This window comes from Stanieria cyanosphaera PCC 7437, from assembly GCF_000317575.1.
Taxonomy (GTDB): Bacteria; Cyanobacteriota; Cyanobacteriia; order Cyanobacteriales; family Xenococcaceae; genus Stanieria; species Stanieria cyanosphaera.
The window spans coordinates 1915158-1932168 of record NC_019748.1 but is presented as its reverse complement, the minus strand read 5'-3'; the positions used below and the strand labels follow the sequence as shown (position 1 = coordinate 1932168).

The following is a 17011-nucleotide window of genomic DNA, read 5'->3' as shown; positions in this document are numbered from 1 at the left end:
CTTAAAAATTGGTTTAAACCAATAATAATTGAGTTTTAAATTATTTATTCAAATAATAAAACTATTTTTTTGTTAAACCAAAAATTCTCTTGATTTTTAATAATTTAAAATATCAGTGATGATTAAAATTTTAATTGTAGATGATCAAAAATTCGTACGTGCTAGACTTGAATGTTTAGTTAATTCAATTTCAGATTTTAAATTAATTGGTCTTGCCAACAATGGCCTAGATGCGATCGCTTTTGCTAAAGAGCTACATCCTGATATCGTTTTACTCGATCTGGAAATGCCACAACTAAATGGTTTGGTCACTACAAAACTAATTGCCGAAGAGTGTCCTGAGACGAAAATTTTAGTGCTTAGTAGTCATGATGAAGATAAATATGTGACAGAATCGATGTCTGCTGGAGCGACAGGATATTTACTGAAGGGATCGTCTGACGAAGAGATAGAACAAGCGATTAGATTTGTTAACAAAGGTTTTACCCACATGGGGGCTGGATTATTTGAAAAATTACTTCCTGTGGTTAAAAAATCAACTGTTGACTCTCTTGAGCACAAACAAAACAACTTAGATAGTCATTCTCAAGTACTTCTTCAGAGAAAAGCTAAACTTACTTCTACTTCGTTAACCAAAGAAGAGATTGTACTTACCTCTCCTAATCCTATAGCGATTGAGTCTCAACCTTGGACAACACAAAATAGTCTCAAGCAAACCTTAGCTTGGTTGATAGTTGCTTTGAGTCTCACAACTGGAATTTATGTCATGCGTCAATGGCTGAGAAAACCCCTACCCGTGCTTAGTTATGAGGAGCAATCTGCTACCATTGCCCAGACTCAGTTTACAGGTAAGGTAAAACCAGCCAAGACTTTTAAGATTGCAGCAATTAATCCTGGTGTGGTAGATCAGATTTCCGTACAGGTTGGTGAGAAGGTAGAAGTTGGTCAAACTTTACTTACTCTCAAGAATTTAGCAGCAGAAAATGAGCAAAAACAAATTATTCAAGAACAGCAATCAACCAAACAGCAACAACAAGCAGTATTTCAGCAACAACAGATTGCTCAACAACAAATTTTTGATTTAGAACAAAAGATTAATCGTCTTAAGTATGATTTAGCTCCTTTACGAGCGAAAATTGCTGAGGCAAATTTACAGGTTTCTCTAGCTCAAAGTCAGGCAGAAAAACTACCTCTGCGTCAACGACAAGATTCAGTACCGAGAACTAAAGCTGTGTATGAACGAGCCAAAGCACGTTTTAATCGTTTAGATACTCTTAATCAACAGGGAGCAATTTCTCAAGAGCAATTAGAACAAGCGCAGGTAGAATTAGAAATAGCTAAGGCAGATTATGATACAGCGATCGCAGCAGCGAATGCCAATACTAAATTAGAACAAAGTCAAACAGAATTATCTCAACTACAAGAAAAATTAGCGATTCAAGAACAACAAGATGCGATCGCACAATTAGAAAAACAGAAGCAAAAGGCTCAGCTTGAATATCAACAAGCCACAGAAAAACTAGAACTGTTAAAACAGCAAGCAGCCCAACTTAATCAATATCAAATTCCTCAAATCAATCAAGTCATTACCGCAACTGAAGCAGGAATAATAACAGAAATACCAGTTACCATTGGCGATCAAATTTATGGTGGTAATGCAGTAATTGGGTTAGCTAGATTAGAACAACTCAAAATTGAAGTGGCAGTAAACTCTCGTTTAATTAATGTCTTGAGTCCTAATCAACCAGCAGTAATTCAAATAGGTTCGGGAGTGACAGCCCAAAAATTTGAGGGTAAGATTGCGACTGTTAATCCTTTACCTACCGAAAAATTGGACTATTTAGTTGAAATAGAATTTGCCAACCCGACTAACTCTTTAATTATTAGTCAATTAGCTCAAGTACAATTTTTGCCCCAGACAGTTATGGGAGGTAAGTAAACTTGGCTAGACCTTGTGTACTGCTGACAACAGAAGGAACTTATCCTTTTGCTAAAGGTGGTGTCAGTACCTGGTGTCATGTGTTAACTCAACAGTTACCAGAAATAGATTTTAAACTATTAGCGATTGTGGCTAATCCTTATCAAAAAATCAATTATGAATTATCACCCAACGTTTTAGAAGTTATCAAAATACCATTGTGGGGAACAGATGATCCAGTAGAATACACCTGGCGATCGCCTTTTTCTCTGGCTCTTAAAAGTAAACAGCAAGTAACCGTTAGTTTAATTCAAACTAAATTTATTCCTCTGTTTGAATCTTTTTTACGGATGGTATTACTGAGTGAAGTAGAAGCAGAATCATTAGGTAAACTGCTGTTGGGAATTCACCAATATTTTCTAGATTACGACTATCACAAAACCATGAATTCGGTTTGGATGTGGTCAACTTTTAAGCATCTAGTTTGGGATTATTGTCAGCAAGAAGATTCTCTTGTGGAAGTAACTCTAGCTGAAGTAACTGAAGCAATGCGATTGTTATATCGATTTTTAATTGCCATTCACGTACCCGTACCAGAAACAGACATCACTCACTCTTCAGCAGCAGCATTTTGTGGTTTACCCTGTGTGATTGCCAAATTACAGCGCGGAACGCCTTATTTACTAACCGAACATGGCATTAATATTCGAGAGCAATATTTAAACCTTAATCAAAATATTCCTTCCTTATTTGTCCGCAAGTTTTTGTATCGCTTAATGGGGGCAGTAGTGAAAGTTAACTTTCATTTTGCCGATTTAGTTGCTCCAGTCTGTGAGTATAATGCCCGTTGGGAACGTTGGTGGGGAGTACCACCAGAAAAAATCAAGGTAATTTATAACGGGGCAGATCCAAATAAATTTCATCCTACACCACCTGTCAAGAAAGAACGCCCTCAAGTAATGAATATGGGCTTAATCTTTCCCTTAAAAGGTCAATTAGACTTAATTAAAGCTGCGGTAATTGTCAGAGATCAGATTCCCGATGTTGAATTTCGGTTTTACGGAAAAGCCTCTGATGAAAACTATTTCGCTCAATGTCAAGCAGTAGTAGAGCAACATGATTTAGAAAAAACGATTAATTTTGCTGGTTTTACCAGTGAACCCTGGCGGGCATACAGTGAAGCCGATGTTGTAGCCATGTCTAGTATTTCCGAAGGGTTTCCTTTTGCCATCATCGAAGCCATGCTTTCTGGCGCAACAATTGTCGCTACTGATGTCGGAGGAGTCCGAGAAGCGATCGCAGATACAGGATTAATGGTGCGTGCAGGAGAACCAGAACAGATGGCTCAAGCCATACTTCAATTACTTTCACTTCCCCAAGAAGAGCGGACGCAATATGGGAAAAGAGCTTTGGAACGTTCCTTAAAATTATTCACCCAGAAGACTTTTTTATCAGAACATTTAAATACCTATTACAAATTATTAAAGTAATTGCTCATGGTTTAAAAATTAAAACCTATTAGTAATTACTTTTTACTTTTTACTTAAATCCATGTCCAACGAACAAAAACTTTTAAAACTAATTGCTCAAGTAGAACAAGTTAGTCCTAGACTAGTAGATCGTTGGCAAACTATGGCAATTATAGAATCTTTAGGTTATACCGATCGCATTATCGCTGAAGAGTTTGGTTTTGCTGATGTTTTGGCAATTGGAGAATATATTTATCAACAGAATAATCCTGTATTATTAACTCTAGAAACACCGCAAGATACTAACTGGAAAAAAACAATTATTGCCGAATTATATGCCTTTGTCGAGCAATTTTCCCGTAGTTTTGTCTATGCTATTCCTTTAATTTCTTTGTTAATTTTAAGTAATTTAGAACCTAGTGATAGTTGGAAATTTATCCCACCTCAACTAGCTGCTTTATTTACCCTAGCAACTTTAGCTAGTTTAATTACCAGTGGTGGATTCGTTCAAGCGATCGCTCGTAGAGGAGAATTTTATTTCGGGTTGGGTTTTCCACAACAAGCAAGAAAAGCCTGTGTTTCTTTGTTGAGTTTGGGAATGCTGACTAGCTTTGTCCTAGCTGTAATGAGTTTGTGGTTTGGCTTTTATCGAAATTTATTTCCCGATCAATATTTGGTTTTAGGGGCTTTTTATTACCTCGTTCTCAGCTTACTGTGGATGTTGTTATCAATCCTATCTCTGTTATCGATTTGGGGAACACCTTTAACTTTGATCGGTTTAACTGTCTTGTTTTGGATGGTTAGGTTCAAAGCAAACCTCGGTGCATTGGAAGCTCAAATAGTAGCTATCTTTGTGACTTTAATTTTTCTAGCGATCGCCGTAGTAATTTTGTTGAGAAAACGACAACTTGCTCATCCTATTGAAGGAAAAATCGAATTACCCAACCTCAGTGCTACTATCTATCTACTCGCTTCCTTTTTTGGTTATGGAATTACTTATTTTTGCTTTATTTTTGCAGATCGTTTGGTAGCTGGTTGGGCAGTAGATGCTGCTTCTGGGTTAATTTTTGCGATTGACTCTGCCTATCAACGAGCAATGGATTTGGCTTTGCTTAATTTTTTATTAGCCGTACCTTTGAGTGAATATTTAGCTTATCGCTTAATTCGTTATTGGTACAAACAAGCTCAGATAGCAAAATTGGAAAACATGAGTACGTTATCTAAGCAATTAAATTTGCGTTATTTACTCTTAATAGGTGTAATTTTACTATTTTTTGGTTTATTAGTAGCTTCTATCATCGGCATACCAACTCCAAAACCTTGGGCATCAACTAATCCTGTTTTAACTTTAATAGGTTGTCTAGGATATCTATTATTAGTTCTAGGTTTATTAAATGCAGTGGTATTGTTTAATCTCAATCTTGCCTCTTCTGCGATCGCATCAATTTTTCCCAGTCTAATAGTTAATTTTGTAATAGGGTATCTTGCAGCTAATGCGATCGCTCCTGAATGGGCTGTGCTTGGTTTAGTTGTAGGTTCTTTAGTATTTATGCTGCTTTCTCGACGCAAAGTGTTACAAGCAATGCAAAAACCAGATTATGCTTACTATCTGGGAGGGTATTAGCAGTGACCAGTGAGCAGTTATCAGTTATCAGTAATTACATAAATGAAAGTATTGAACCTTGGCAGATTTTTAACAGCAATTTTAGTTGTTTGTATCATGTTATCTTGTCAATCACAAGCAGTGGTGGGTAATTCGCTTAAAATTCTGCTTCCTCTTTATATTTATCCTAATTGGTATGAACCTAAAACTTATGTATGGTCGGATGTTGCCTCAGCAGCACAGCGAGTGCCTATTATGGCAATCATTAATCCTAATAACGGCCCTGACGGTAAACCACCAAACCAAGACTATCAAAGAGGATTAAAAGATTTAAGACAATCAAATATTACTATCTTAGGCTATGTCTATACCCAATACGGCGATCGCTCGATTGAAGAAGTCAAACAAGATATCGATCTTTATAACAACTATTATGATGTGGACGGAATTTTTCTTGATGAAAGCGCGAGCGATATCAAACAAATTAATTATTATCAGGAGCTTTATAACTACATTAAAACTAAAACTAATTTAGACCAAGTAATAATTAACCCTGGTACTGATACTGATGAAAGTTATTTAAATCGTCCCGCAGCAGATCTAGCAGTAATTTTTGAAGATTATTCTCAAGCGTGGAAAGGATACAAACCTAAATCTTATGTCAATAAATATCAAAGTAAGTATTTTGCTAGTTTAATTCATTCTGTTGCTGATGCTACTACGATGAAAAGTTATATTGACCACGCGATCGCTTGTAAGATTGGTTATATCTATGTTACCGATGATAGTCCAACTAGTGATGATGGTGATCCTTGGAACAGTTTACCCTCCTATTGGCAAGAAGAAATAGAGTATATTCGGTCTTTAAACGAGTCTTCAAAGTGATTTGGTAGAGGCAATCACTACGCTGCATCGAAAGGTGGCATAAATTTATTTGATCTCAAGTAGTATTAGAATTACTGCATCGGCATCCTCTCAAATTTATACGTCGTAGTATTACTTTTTCTGCTGGGAGTGAAGTAGATCTAAAAGTTAAACAAATTAAGAATTTTTGAGTTGCTCAATTATTATGCATTTTGTTACAAATTTTAAATTTTTGTAATTATAAAGAAAATTTTAATGATTGCCATTTTGTGGTGGTAAACAGCCGATGGTTGGATATTTGGTAAACTAAGTTTTTGTTACTATAACTAGAATTTGTCTCAATGAAAGCTTACAAAAGTTGGGATCGCGATCGCTTTTGGAAAACGTTAAAATAATCAAATAATTAAAGTCTTTAATTTGTCTATCCTGAGAATAAATGTCATTTTTCGATAAAATTTGGGAGTCCGATTATTAAGCAAGTAACTGTGTTTTCAAATCAACCACACAACTTTTATCGCTGGGCGATCTCACCGAAAGCGAGGCACTGCGTGGTCGCTAGCAGTTTGCTCTTTTTGGTTTCTGCTTGTAGTAATGGTGCGACGATTGAAAATTGGTTAGCTGCCGATCCTGAACTTAAAAAAACTTTAGCTAGTAGTCAAGTTCCTGAACAAATAGCAACTTCAGCTACTACTGCGATTGGAAATTCTAGCTCTTCTAACTCTGCAATTAATTCTTCTAATCCTACTTCGGAACAGACTATCAGTTTACCGGACGATTTTCCCATTGAAATTCCTCTTTATCCCAAAGCTCAATTAACCAAAGTACAACCAGGTTTAACTACAGAAAAAGGCAAAACAAACTGGGAGTCACCAGACTCTTTGACTCAAATAGCTAGTTATTATCAACAACAACTCAAAGCCAATGGCTGGAAAATTATCAAATCTTTTCCTGAGAATGTTCAACAAGGAAATAATGCTTTAACTGCTAGTAGGGAAAACTTAAAAGTAACAGTTTCTCTTAGTCAACCGACCACGGATAATAAAGATAATTTAATTTCCAATCAATTTGCGATCGCGTATCAACCGATTGAAGATTTACCTCAATTAACTACTTCAGAAACAACTAACTCATCTGAAAATTTAACTGATCTAGAACCTAATATAGAAACTACAGCATCAGCAGTTTATTTTAGCGATCTCGATCAAACTTCAGAACAACTACGTCCTTATATAGAGGATTTGGCAAAATTAGGTATACTAACAGCTTACTCTAAAGAAGGCAAAGTTGAAGCCAATAAATTTGCACCGAATGAACCTATTACTCGTAGAGATTTTGCTCGCTGGTTAGTAGAAGCTAACAATCAATTTCATGGCAACGCTGCTGGAGAAAAAATTCATTTAGCAACTAAAAGCGATCGTCCAGCTTTTCAAGATATTAGCGTTAATGACCCTGATTTTGAGATTATTCAAGGATTGGCAGAAGCAGGATTAATCCCTTCCATGCTAACCGATAATAGTAGCAAATTATTATTTCAACCCGATGCACCTTTAACCAGAGAAGATTTATTAACTTGGAAAGTACCTCTAGATTTAAGAAAAAATTTACCTACTGCTTCAATTGATGCAATTAAGCAAAGTTGGGGTTTTCAAGATACAGCAAATATCTCACCTCAAGCATTGCAAGCGTTATTTGCCGATTTTCAAAATGGTGACAACTCAAATATGAAGCGTGTGTTTGGTTACACAACTTTATTTCAACCAAAAAAACCAGTAACTCGCGCTGAAGCTGCTGCTTCTCTTTGGTACTTTGGTTTTCAAGGAGATGGAATTACTGCCTTAGAAGTTGTCAAAGGAGAAAGTATCAATCAGTCGGCAGTCAACAGTCAACCATAAACAGTTATCAGTTACCAGTTATCAATTACCAATTAGTAATTAGTAATTATGAGGGATGAATAATCAACTATTAACAATTAACCATAAAAAATAACCAGCAGCTTTACTGTATTTCATTAATGTGAAAAACGCTATATTATTTGTTGTTCTGAATCAATTTACCAACTAAAACCATCTTGAACTAAGGTGGTATCAATTAAATTTTTAAGAGCATCTGCCATTAATTGTTGTTCGCTTACTCTAGGATGACCGGGCGTAACTTGTTCTGTAATTAAAGAATGAATTTTATTGTCTTGTTGTTCATTTTTGTATTCTGTTACTGCTTCGTTTAAATAATTATCCCAAGCGCGGTCGTGATACATATTAGGAAACATACAAATAAAATAAGCATTAGGATATTTACTACGAAGATTAGCCACAAAGTTTTTATAATGCTGTTTCCATTCTGTACTGGTTAGATCAGAGTTGAGATCGATGCTTGAGGCATCATTTTGTCCCAGAGCAACTATAACTAAATTAGGAATATATTGATTAAAATCCCAACTCGGTGCATCTTTAAGAGGTTTTATTTGATCGTAAACTGCTTCCATGCCAATACCATCATGCCAAAAACCATAACCATCTACTAAAGCTATTCCTGCTTGAGCAACTAAACTCAATTGAGCTTGATAATCTCTAGCTAACATTGCTCCAAAGGAAAGATAACTATTAGATAAATGATTTGTATCTCCTGATGGATCTTGAGTACCTGTTTGCTCGTATTCTACTGTTGAACCGGCTGAAATTGAATCTCCATAAACTTCAATTTTACGATTAGTTAGTTGTGGTGGTGAAAGTAAGTTTTTATTGTTATCAATCAGAATGCCATGAAAAGAGAATTCCCCTGTAATATAATCATTTCTTTTAACTATTAAAGCTTGATGATTTTTGTCTTCTAATTTTTTCGCTACTTCATAAACTTGGGGTTCGTTGCCACTATTTAAATGAATAATAATCGGTTTGGGATTATTATCAAGATAAACACCAATATAATTACTTTCTCCCCAATTATCATCAGCTAATTTAAGTTTTAAACTTGTACCTTCAAAATTAAACAGACAAGCTGTAGCAGGAAAACTAAAAATTGGAGCTTGAGGATTTTGTCGGTCAACTCTACCAATGTATTGAAAATTACTATTGTCTGCTGCTATTTGTTGAAAACTTTGTGAGTTAAGAGAGCGATCGCTACAAGCAATAAATACAGCTAAACTAAATAAGAAAATAAATAAAATTTTTTTGATTTCCATTATCAATTATTTGTTAAAAACCAAAGTAAGATGAAATAAAGTAGATACCTTGGTTTTTGTTCATTGATTAAGCTTAGGAAATAATCATAAAGTGTTATTCCTAAAATCAATTTATTTAATAATTTAATTTCAAGGCATTGACAGGTACTTCATCCCAAGACTTTACTGTCCTAAGACGAGCAATCCAACCTTGTTGTTTCTGTTGTTCGGTTAAATTTTTTTGCCAAGTTTCGTGACAATCTTTAGCTGCTGCTTCGTCACAACAAGCAATACAAGAGTAGACAATGCCACCAGGATCAATTTGTTCGTTTACCCAAATAGTCATTACTATACCGATAGAATTTTGCTAACTAAAATTAATCATGCAGTCTTTTAGACTGGTATTTCTACGATGAGCGTAGAAAAATTTCACACCCTCCATTGATATCCCTGTCCATAGCAACCCCGCTACTATCTTTGATTATTTTTCTGCCACCAAAATTATGAATTATAGGTGTATTTTATTTGGGGTGTACCTCGACTTGCTGGATTTTTAGGCTTTGTTAAGTACCACAATTTAAGTGAATTATTAAAAACATATTATACTATCACAAAATACATCAATTAAAATAGGTAGGCTATTTTTTAAACCTACCCATGAATTACAAATATTTATTTAGCAGTTAGTTTATTGATTATTAGCACAGATGCAATAAAATTAAGCTGAATCCTTTGCTAATTAAAACCACCCTAAATAATTAGCAATAATAAGACCGATGACTATCCCAGCAAAACCATTCAAAGCACAAGATACAAAAGACCAGTCATTTTGATTGGAAATTGATTTTTGATAGTTATTCATAAAAAATTAGCTTAGAATTAATTGATTCCAAGGTAATTTGTTCAAAAAAACTTGAGTGTGATTTGATCGTGTTGTGAAAAGTGATGGTAAACATTATTATTTATTTTCCATCGCATCAACTGATTTTGGTACGGCAGCAGTTAAAATTTCATGTCCAGTTTCAGTGACTAACAGATCATCCTCAATCCGAATTCCGATACCTCGCCAATTTTCAGGAACTTCTGGTTGTCCTTCGGCAGATTGAATGTTTGGGGAAATATAAATTCCTGGTTCAACAGTTAAAATATGTCCTGGTTGTAAAATTTGCCAAGTTTCTTCATTGTGTTTATAGACACCGACATCATGCACATCTAAACCTAACCAATGTCCAGTACGGTGCATATAAAAAGGTTTATATTTTTCTTGTTGAATAATTTCTTCCAAGTCTCCTTTCAATAATCCCAAATCAATTAATCCTTGAACTAATACACAAACAGCGATGTCGTGAAACTCATTATACGGTTTTCCTGGCTGAACTTCTGCGATCGCTTTTAATTGTGCTTCTAAAACAAGTTCGTAAAGAGCTTTTTGTTCTGGAGTAAACTTTCCACCTACAGGAAAAGTACGAGTAATATCGCCGTTGTAATAGCCGTAAGAACAACCAGCATCAATTAACAATAATTCTTGATCCTGCATTTGCCGATCATTTTCGATGTAATGAAGAATGCAAGCATTAGCACCAGAAGCAACAATGGAAGGATAAGCAATTCCCATTGCACCTTTTACACGAAAAGTATGTTCGATTTCTGCTTGAACTTGATATTCATAAACCCCTGGTTGGGCAAATTCTCTGGCGCGGTTGTGTGCTTGAGCAGAAATTTCGGCTGCTTTACGCATCAGGACAATTTCCGCAGTACTTTTAACTAACCGCATTGGATAGGTAATCGGGCGAGTGTCTTCGATCGCGACTGGAACCTTTCCCCTTCTTTGGTATTGACTCATTAATCTTTGCCAATGGGAAAGAATGACATGATTAAAGTGCCGATCTTTGCCCAGATGATAGTAAATGCGATCGGCATTAATGAGATACTGGGGTAACTTTTCATCTAATTCGGCAATAGAATAAGCTTCGTCTGCACCATAAATTTCTTTTGCTCCTTCAACACCGCAACGATAACCAGTCCAAGTTTCTTTTTCTGGCTCTTTTGGTTGGAGAAATAAAATAAAGCGATGTTCTTCATGATGAGGTGCTAATATCGCTACTGCTTCTGGTTCGTTGAATCCTGTTAAATAATAAAAATCACTATCCTGACGAAAAACATACTCAACATCATTGTGCATTGTTGCCATTGGTGCAGAGCGAAAAATAGCCGTTCCATTACCAATTTTTGCCATCAACTGTTCTCGGCGTAAACGATATTCGTTTAGTTCAATCCCCATTAGTTCTTAATTAGCTAATTTTACAAACTACTATTTATTTATTATGCAAGTTTCTTTCTTTAAATCAGAAAAAATGCACTCGCAAATGTTGAATGTCTGGGATTTTTTATTGTCTAATTTAAAGGATTTTGTTGAGAAAAATTACTCGAAATAATCTTTACCAAAGACTTGTCAAGCGATCGCGATTAAATTTATTTTCTTTTGTCAATCCTGGTAATTATACTTAGTCAATAAGACTTTTAAAATTTTACTTTTGATCTTTAACCCTGAAAAGCCGATGATTAACCAATCACAGTGATAAGCGATTGCATTTAATTTAATAAATCTACAATCTTTCATTGTAGCAAATTTAGATTAATTTTATACAAGATTGGTCACACCCTATTTTTATACTACCAAATTTCGTCATTTTAGTATGTTATTCTCAATAAGCTGATCAACAAAATTTAAGGTTTGCTTAAGGTTAATTTTAAATTTTAAATCAAAAGCAGTTTAACTAAAAGATGTATTTATGTTTGCGAGATTGTAGCTGAAATTTATTTTCTTTTGCAGATATCTTTGGTATAAAAACCCAAAATAATAGTCTACAGATTATTTTTTTTATAGGTACAACCAGAAGTACAAGTTTCGCGAATTTCCATTGCATAAAGTCCAGCAACAATAATTTAAATTTATACTTCTAATACTGGCACTAGTCTGTTATAATTCTAAATCGTGGCCTTGGAGAGGTGGCTGAGCGGTTGAAGGCGGCTCCCTGCTAAGGAGTTATGGGGTTGATAACCCCATCGAGGGTTCGAATCCCTCCCTCTCCGTTTCAAACTTTTCGGTGATGGTCGGGTTTTTCACCATCGATGAGGCTTATCAACCACGATTATCCGCTCAAAATTCGCTCAATTACCATCACTTTACTCCTACCCAAAAAGCTAAATCAAGTAGCTAAGTAACAAGTCTTAATATAGTTATTTCTACCATTACTCAGAACACAACTAGGTCATTCTGTCAAATCGGGATAAGGCATCATACTACCTGAAGCATTTAGCCCCCCCTAGAATCGCAAATAACCCTCAGTACACAACTTCTTGAAGCTAACTTTATATAGTAATTTTTACCAATACTGAGAATATAAATTGATGTTTTTGTCAAATGGGATAAGGCAAGTAAAATATTTCAATAATCAACCGAGATTGATAAGTTTGGCAAATGAGCCTCTCAAATTACATCAGTAATAACACTGAATATTGGTAAAACATTCAGGCTTTTTCTTGGTATGCTTCGGTAGAATAATTTTTGCGTATGGATTTTTGCTTATTAACCCCGCTTCAAGAGCTTGATTGACCGCAGAATGAAGACAGGATCTAAACAAAGTAGCAATAGTACTAGCTGCATACAGCCCCTGTAAGTAATCAATAAATTCCTGAGCATTATTAAGACTTAAAAGCTTTTTAGGCGTTTTAGTTAAATAGCGATCGCAGTCTTTCCAGAGATTATTTTGAGAAGTCTGAGCTATTCTTTTTTTGTTCAATCCCTTGTATCTCTCCCATAACTCAAGTAGATTGTATTCTTTGACTTGACTAGCTATTTCTAGCCTTTTAGCGTGCTTAGGAGAATAACGAGCATAGGTATCGTCAAAGTCGCCTAAATCGATATCCCTATTAATTAACTGTGCTGCCTTAATAGCAGTAGTCCAGCCTTCGGGGGACACTCTAGCGACACTAATTGAGTACCTTTTGCCCTTAGGATAGGTAAATCTTATTCTGTAAGACCTGTCATCTATCTCTACTGTTACTCTGCCTACTTTAGCGTATTCTTGTCCCCTGGTGTACATTAGTCAACCTCCTCAAAGCGAGAAAGCATTGAGTCAAGCAACCGTTCTTTTCTTGACCACTTAATTCGTTCTTCTTCAGTTTCAGCCCATTGTGCCTCTTTTCTGGCTGTATCTCTGAGTAAACAAATTAAGCTGACAGGACTGGTATCAGCTATTAGTCCCTTGAGAAGATTATGTAGATAATTATGTTTTTCTAGCATTTGGTCGTGTTTTCAATTTACGACCAAGTTGCGACCAAAATAGTTAATGAAATTGTAGAGGATAAACGCTGAAAGTATTGATATAGCGTTATTTTCTTGCTTTGGGAGCAGGATGTCGCAGGTTCAAATCCTGTCATCCCGATTTAATCAAACCTGCTCACTGACTCCAAAGCAGCCTCTCACCAATCTTGCTAACTACTTAGAAATAAATTGGGATTTACATCTATTCCCCAACTATTCCCCAAACACGGATACCAGGATACCAAGTCAAGCTACTTCATCAAATCTTTAAATATGTATATGCGTAACGCTATATCGCTATAAAAAAACAGTTTCTCATATTTTGAGAAACTGTTAACCATCAGTTTAATTATTGAAAACGCAAGGTTCAACTTTCCTGAAGTAGATAGCAAACACCTTGGTTTTACTGGACTTGATTTTTAGAGATGAAAGAGTAATAATTAGACGCGATCGCTTTTTTAATAAATTATTCCTTTCTTGTTACTAGATTAGTCCAGGGCCTTTATGTCGCCAGTCGTGTTCGAGGGTTAATTTACCTTCTTCATCTTCCGATAATTCTTCAAGTAGGTGACGACGTTCGGCTTTTCGTTCTAATTCTTGTTCTTTTAAATCTCCAGGTTGAGAAACGTAAATTTCAGGTTCAACTGCGTAGTTATTAATTAGTCCTTCTTGATCGATAGTATAGCCATCTCGGGTGTGAATATGTTCTTTATCGGCAGGGTTATCATGCTCGACATGACCGAAATGTTCACCTTCTCTGGCTTCTCGCGCTCCAGTTTCAGCTGGAATAATATGTGGATCGTAGTGAGGAATATTTGAATGAGAATCACTTTGAGCTTTCATAATTTCCTCCTTGCTGCTTGAAGCAATGATATGAAACCGCTCAATAATTTTATTTTACAGCAGTTTTTAGATTAGTAGTAGACCAGATAAAAATAAGCTGTTAGCTATATGACATCGTGACTTGCTTGTCATGCCTAGGTAATATGAAGTTCGGTTGAATAATTATATTAAAGTTGAGGTCAGATATAGCAGTTCTCATACTGGTGAGGTACAAAGTATTTGGATTTAAGGCAGGAGGCAGGTGTTAAGTGTACCTCGTGGATTCGAGAAACGCTATAACAAGTAATTAGTAATTAGTAATTAGTAATTAGTAATTAGTAATTAGCAAATGCAACCAGGCTTTTTTATTTCAACCAATTATTCGTACTTGATATAACGAGACATCTCTCAAGCTAGATTGAGCAATTGCAAGTTGAAGAGATTCTTCCCTAGCGGTCAGAATGACATACTTACTTCTTGTTTTTGCTATTAAATTAACTTTTCCAGACTTTCTAATAAATCTTTGGCAGTGTAGGGTTTAGGCAAAAAAGTAGTAATTCTTACGTCTGCATTTTCAGTTAACTTCTCATTTGATGCTAATCCACTGGTAGCAATAATTTTAAGCTGAGGATTAATTTTGCGCAAAGCACGGATAGTACTCGAACCATCCATAGCTGGCATCATCATATCCATTAATACGACAGCGATTTGATCTTGATGTTGAGCGTAAAAAGCGATCGCTTCAATGCCATCCTTAGCGGTGATAACATTATAATTATATTTTTTGAGCAAGGTTTTAGTGATTTCCCGAATCGCAAGTTCATCATCTACCACAAGAATCAACTCTCCATGTCCTTTTGGTAAGTTAAAGTTTTCTGTTTGCTTTATTTGAGGATCTTCGCTTGCTGGTAGATATACTTTAAATTGAGTGCCTTCTCCTAGCTCGCTATATACTTTTAGAAAACCACCATGACTTTTGATAATACCCAATACCGTTGATAAACCAAGTCCTGTTCCTTGTCCTAGTTCTTTGGTGGTAAAAAAAGGCTCAAAAATTCTTTCTAATATTTCTGGTCGAATACCTGTTCCCGTATCGACAATACTAATGACAATATATGATCCAACTTGAGCATCAAGATCAATTTTGGCATAGTGTTCGTCAAGGAAAATATTTTCAGCAGCAATAGTTAAAGTACCGCCATTAGGCATGGCATCACGAGCATTAATACAGAGATTCATCAAGACTTGATGCAGTTGAGTCGCATCTGCCCAAACTGTCCAAAGGTTTTGGCTGGGAACATCTTTGATCACTTCGATAGATTTTGGAAATGTTTGTTGAGCGATTTGCGCCACTTCCGACAATAGATGTCTGACTTGGACTCGATGTTTTCTACCTTCTTCTTCGCGGGCAAATGAAAGAATTTGTTTAACTAAAGCAGCCCCACGTCTAGCACTGGTTTCTAGTATTTTCAGTAAATTCTTACTTTGCTCGTCAAGATCGGGCAATTTTAACGGTAGCAGTTGAGAGACTGCCAGCATTGGAGTGAGGATATTGTTGAAATCGTGGGCAATACCACTAGCAAGAGTACCGAGACTTTCCAAGCGTTGAGCGCGGAAAAACTGCATTTCGAGTTGTTTCTTTTCTGTGATATCAGTATTAACAACGAGGAGTGATTTTGGTTGTCCTTCATCGTCACGCACTAGTGTCCAGCGACTAGAAACGATGATTTCTTGATTAGATTTAGTAACTTGGTGCAGTTCATCCTGCCAAGAACCATTCTCAGTTAAACTTGCTTGAATGTCGGGAAGTTGGTTGATAATTGCTTGTTCTCGGTACAAAAGCTCGTTAGCATTCTTGCCGATCGCTTCGGAGGCTTTCCATCCGTATAAACGTTCTGCTCCTTGATTCCAAAATCGAATTTTGTTGTCCAAATCCCGCACCAGAATTGCATCGGTTGTAATATCAAGTAGCGCAGCTTGTTCAAAGATTTTTTGTTGTGCTTGCTTATGTTCGGTCAAATCAAGAACAAAACTGACAGCAGTTTGAGAGCCTTCCAAAAGCGCACTTCCGAGCATAACAGGTACACGAGTACCATTTTGGCAGATAAATTCCTTCTCAAAAGGATTACAAACTCCAGATTTAAGTAATTGAGCGATCGCAGCTTGGTCTAAATGTTGGTATTCTGATGGGGTCATTTCGTGCCAAGATAAAGAACCCATTTGGAGAGCATTGCGATCATAGCCTACTATTTTGAGAAAGGCATCGTTGGCTTCTGTAATTTTGCCGTTTAGATGTGAACAAATAATACCAATAATATTAGATTCAACTAATCTTCTAAATCGAGCTTCGCTTTGTTGTAGTGCCTGAAAAGCTTGCTCCTTTTCTGCTTGTGCTTGTTTGCGTTTTTCAATTTCTTGTTGCAGGTGAGCATTTTGTTCTGTTAATCGTTTAGTTAGGTTTTGGAGACGCAGGTGAATGTTGACACGGGCTAAAACTTCTTCATGCTCTAATGGCTTGGTAATATAGTCAACCGCTCCCAGATTCAATCCTTTAACCCGATCAACGCGATCGCTGAGGGCAGTCATAAAGATAATCGGAATATCTTTAGTAGTGGGCTTCATTTTCAAGCGACGGCAAGTTTCAAAACCGTCCATTTCAGGCATGAGTATATCTAGTAAAATCAAGTCTGGTGGAGCATACTCCGCCATCTCAATCGCACTTTCTCCTTCCTCTGACACTACAACCTTGAAGCCAGAATTTTCTAACAAATCGAGTAATATTTCTAAATTAGTGGGAGTATCATCAACAATTAAAATGACACTTTGGTCAGAACTAACAGTACTCATTCAT

At 36.1% G+C, this 17011-nt stretch carries 12 protein-coding genes and 1 tRNA gene; 6 read left to right on the top strand and 7 right to left on the bottom strand.

What is annotated here, in order from left to right; all coding sequences use genetic code 11:
- Positions 1-118: 118 nt before the first annotated feature.
- The 5 genes from STA7437_RS24800 (at position 119) to STA7437_RS08335 (ending at position 7746) form a co-directional block, all read left to right on the top strand.
- Complete coding sequence (locus tag STA7437_RS24800) at positions 119-1939, top strand: response regulator (RefSeq protein ID WP_015192949.1); 1821 nt, start codon at positions 119-121, stop codon at positions 1937-1939.
- A gap of 2 nt (positions 1940-1941) precedes the next feature.
- Positions 1942-3408: a GT4 family glycosyltransferase PelF gene (gene pelF / locus STA7437_RS08350; RefSeq protein WP_015192948.1), complete on the top strand. Its 1467-nt coding sequence runs from the start codon at positions 1942-1944 to the stop codon at positions 3406-3408.
- Between the two features lie 61 nt (positions 3409-3469).
- The gene (locus tag STA7437_RS08345) at positions 3470-5011 is read left to right on the top strand and encodes a cell wall-binding repeat-containing protein (protein ID WP_015192947.1); all 1542 of its coding nucleotides are present in this window, start codon (positions 3470-3472) and stop codon (positions 5009-5011) included.
- Between the two features lie 42 nt (positions 5012-5053).
- A complete protein-coding gene (locus tag STA7437_RS08340) occupies positions 5054-5875 on the top strand; it encodes a spherulation-specific family 4 protein (protein WP_015192946.1) in 822 nt (273 codons plus the stop codon).
- Positions 5876-6339: 464 nt separating this feature from the next.
- Complete coding sequence (locus STA7437_RS08335; RefSeq protein ID WP_216087099.1) at positions 6340-7746, top strand: S-layer homology domain-containing protein; 1407 nt, start codon at positions 6340-6342, stop codon at positions 7744-7746.
- Positions 7747-7904: 158 nt separating this feature from the next.
- Here STA7437_RS08335 and STA7437_RS08330 read toward each other — a convergent pair whose 3' ends face one another.
- The 3 genes from STA7437_RS08330 to STA7437_RS08320 all read right to left on the bottom strand — a co-directional run bounded on the left by STA7437_RS08330 (position 7905) and on the right by STA7437_RS08320 (position 11292).
- Positions 7905-9032, bottom strand: coding sequence for a GDSL-type esterase/lipase family protein (locus STA7437_RS08330; protein ID WP_015192944.1), 1128 nt, complete (start codon positions 9030-9032; stop codon positions 7905-7907).
- A 115-nt stretch (positions 9033-9147) separates the two neighbouring features.
- Positions 9148-9357, bottom strand: coding sequence for a hypothetical protein (locus STA7437_RS08325; protein ID WP_015192943.1), 210 nt, complete (start codon positions 9355-9357; stop codon positions 9148-9150).
- A gap of 612 nt (positions 9358-9969) precedes the next feature.
- Positions 9970-11292, bottom strand: coding sequence for an aminopeptidase P N-terminal domain-containing protein (locus tag STA7437_RS08320; RefSeq protein ID WP_015192941.1), 1323 nt, complete (start codon positions 11290-11292; stop codon positions 9970-9972).
- Positions 11293-12014: 722 nt separating this feature from the next.
- Here STA7437_RS08320 and STA7437_RS08315 point away from each other — a divergent pair.
- Positions 12015-12104: transfer RNA gene (locus STA7437_RS08315), tRNA-Ser, on the top strand.
- A 407-nt stretch (positions 12105-12511) separates the two neighbouring features.
- Here STA7437_RS08315 and STA7437_RS08310 read toward each other — a convergent pair.
- The 4 genes from STA7437_RS08310 to STA7437_RS08295 all read right to left on the bottom strand — a co-directional run bounded on the left by STA7437_RS08310 (position 12512) and on the right by STA7437_RS08295 (position 17007).
- The gene (locus STA7437_RS08310; RefSeq protein WP_015192940.1) at positions 12512-13117 is read right to left on the bottom strand and encodes a hypothetical protein; all 606 of its coding nucleotides are present in this window, start codon (positions 13115-13117) and stop codon (positions 12512-12514) included.
- The gene (locus STA7437_RS08305) at positions 13117-13317 is read right to left on the bottom strand and encodes a hypothetical protein (RefSeq protein ID WP_015192939.1); all 201 of its coding nucleotides are present in this window, start codon (positions 13315-13317) and stop codon (positions 13117-13119) included. Before STA7437_RS08305 ends, STA7437_RS08310 begins: the two co-directional genes overlap by 1 nt.
- Positions 13318-13821: 504 nt before the next feature.
- Complete coding sequence (locus tag STA7437_RS08300; RefSeq protein ID WP_015192938.1) at positions 13822-14181, bottom strand: hypothetical protein; 360 nt, start codon at positions 14179-14181, stop codon at positions 13822-13824.
- Between the two features lie 468 nt (positions 14182-14649).
- Positions 14650-17007, bottom strand: a complete 2358-nt coding sequence (locus tag STA7437_RS08295) for a hybrid sensor histidine kinase/response regulator (protein ID WP_015192937.1) — start codon at positions 17005-17007, stop codon at positions 14650-14652.
- Positions 17008-17011 lie beyond the last annotated feature (4 nt).

Excerpts from the sequence above, each read along its gene's own strand:
- STA7437_RS08295 (WP_015192937.1), bottom strand. The coding sequence starts at position 17,007 with ATGAGTACTGTTAGTTCTGACCAAAGTGTCATTTTAATTGTTGATGAT.
- STA7437_RS08345 (WP_015192947.1), top strand. The coding sequence starts at position 3,470 with ATGTCCAACGAACAAAAACTTTTAAAACTAATTGCTCAAGTAGAACAA.
- STA7437_RS08300 (WP_015192938.1), bottom strand. The coding sequence starts at position 14,181 with ATGAAAGCTCAAAGTGATTCTCATTCAAATATTCCTCACTACGATCCA.
- STA7437_RS24800 (WP_015192949.1), top strand. The coding sequence starts at position 119 with ATGATTAAAATTTTAATTGTAGATGATCAAAAATTCGTACGTGCTAGA.
- STA7437_RS08340 (WP_015192946.1), top strand. The coding sequence starts at position 5,054 with ATGAAAGTATTGAACCTTGGCAGATTTTTAACAGCAATTTTAGTTGTT.
- STA7437_RS08325 (WP_015192943.1), bottom strand. The coding sequence starts at position 9,357 with ATGACTATTTGGGTAAACGAACAAATTGATCCTGGTGGCATTGTCTAC.
- STA7437_RS08305 (WP_015192939.1), bottom strand. The coding sequence starts at position 13,317 with ATGCTAGAAAAACATAATTATCTACATAATCTTCTCAAGGGACTAATA.
- STA7437_RS08330 (WP_015192944.1), bottom strand. The coding sequence starts at position 9,032 with ATGGAAATCAAAAAAATTTTATTTATTTTCTTATTTAGTTTAGCTGTA.
- STA7437_RS08320 (WP_015192941.1), bottom strand. The coding sequence starts at position 11,292 with ATGGGGATTGAACTAAACGAATATCGTTTACGCCGAGAACAGTTGATG.
- STA7437_RS08310 (WP_015192940.1), bottom strand. The coding sequence starts at position 13,117 with ATGTACACCAGGGGACAAGAATACGCTAAAGTAGGCAGAGTAACAGTA.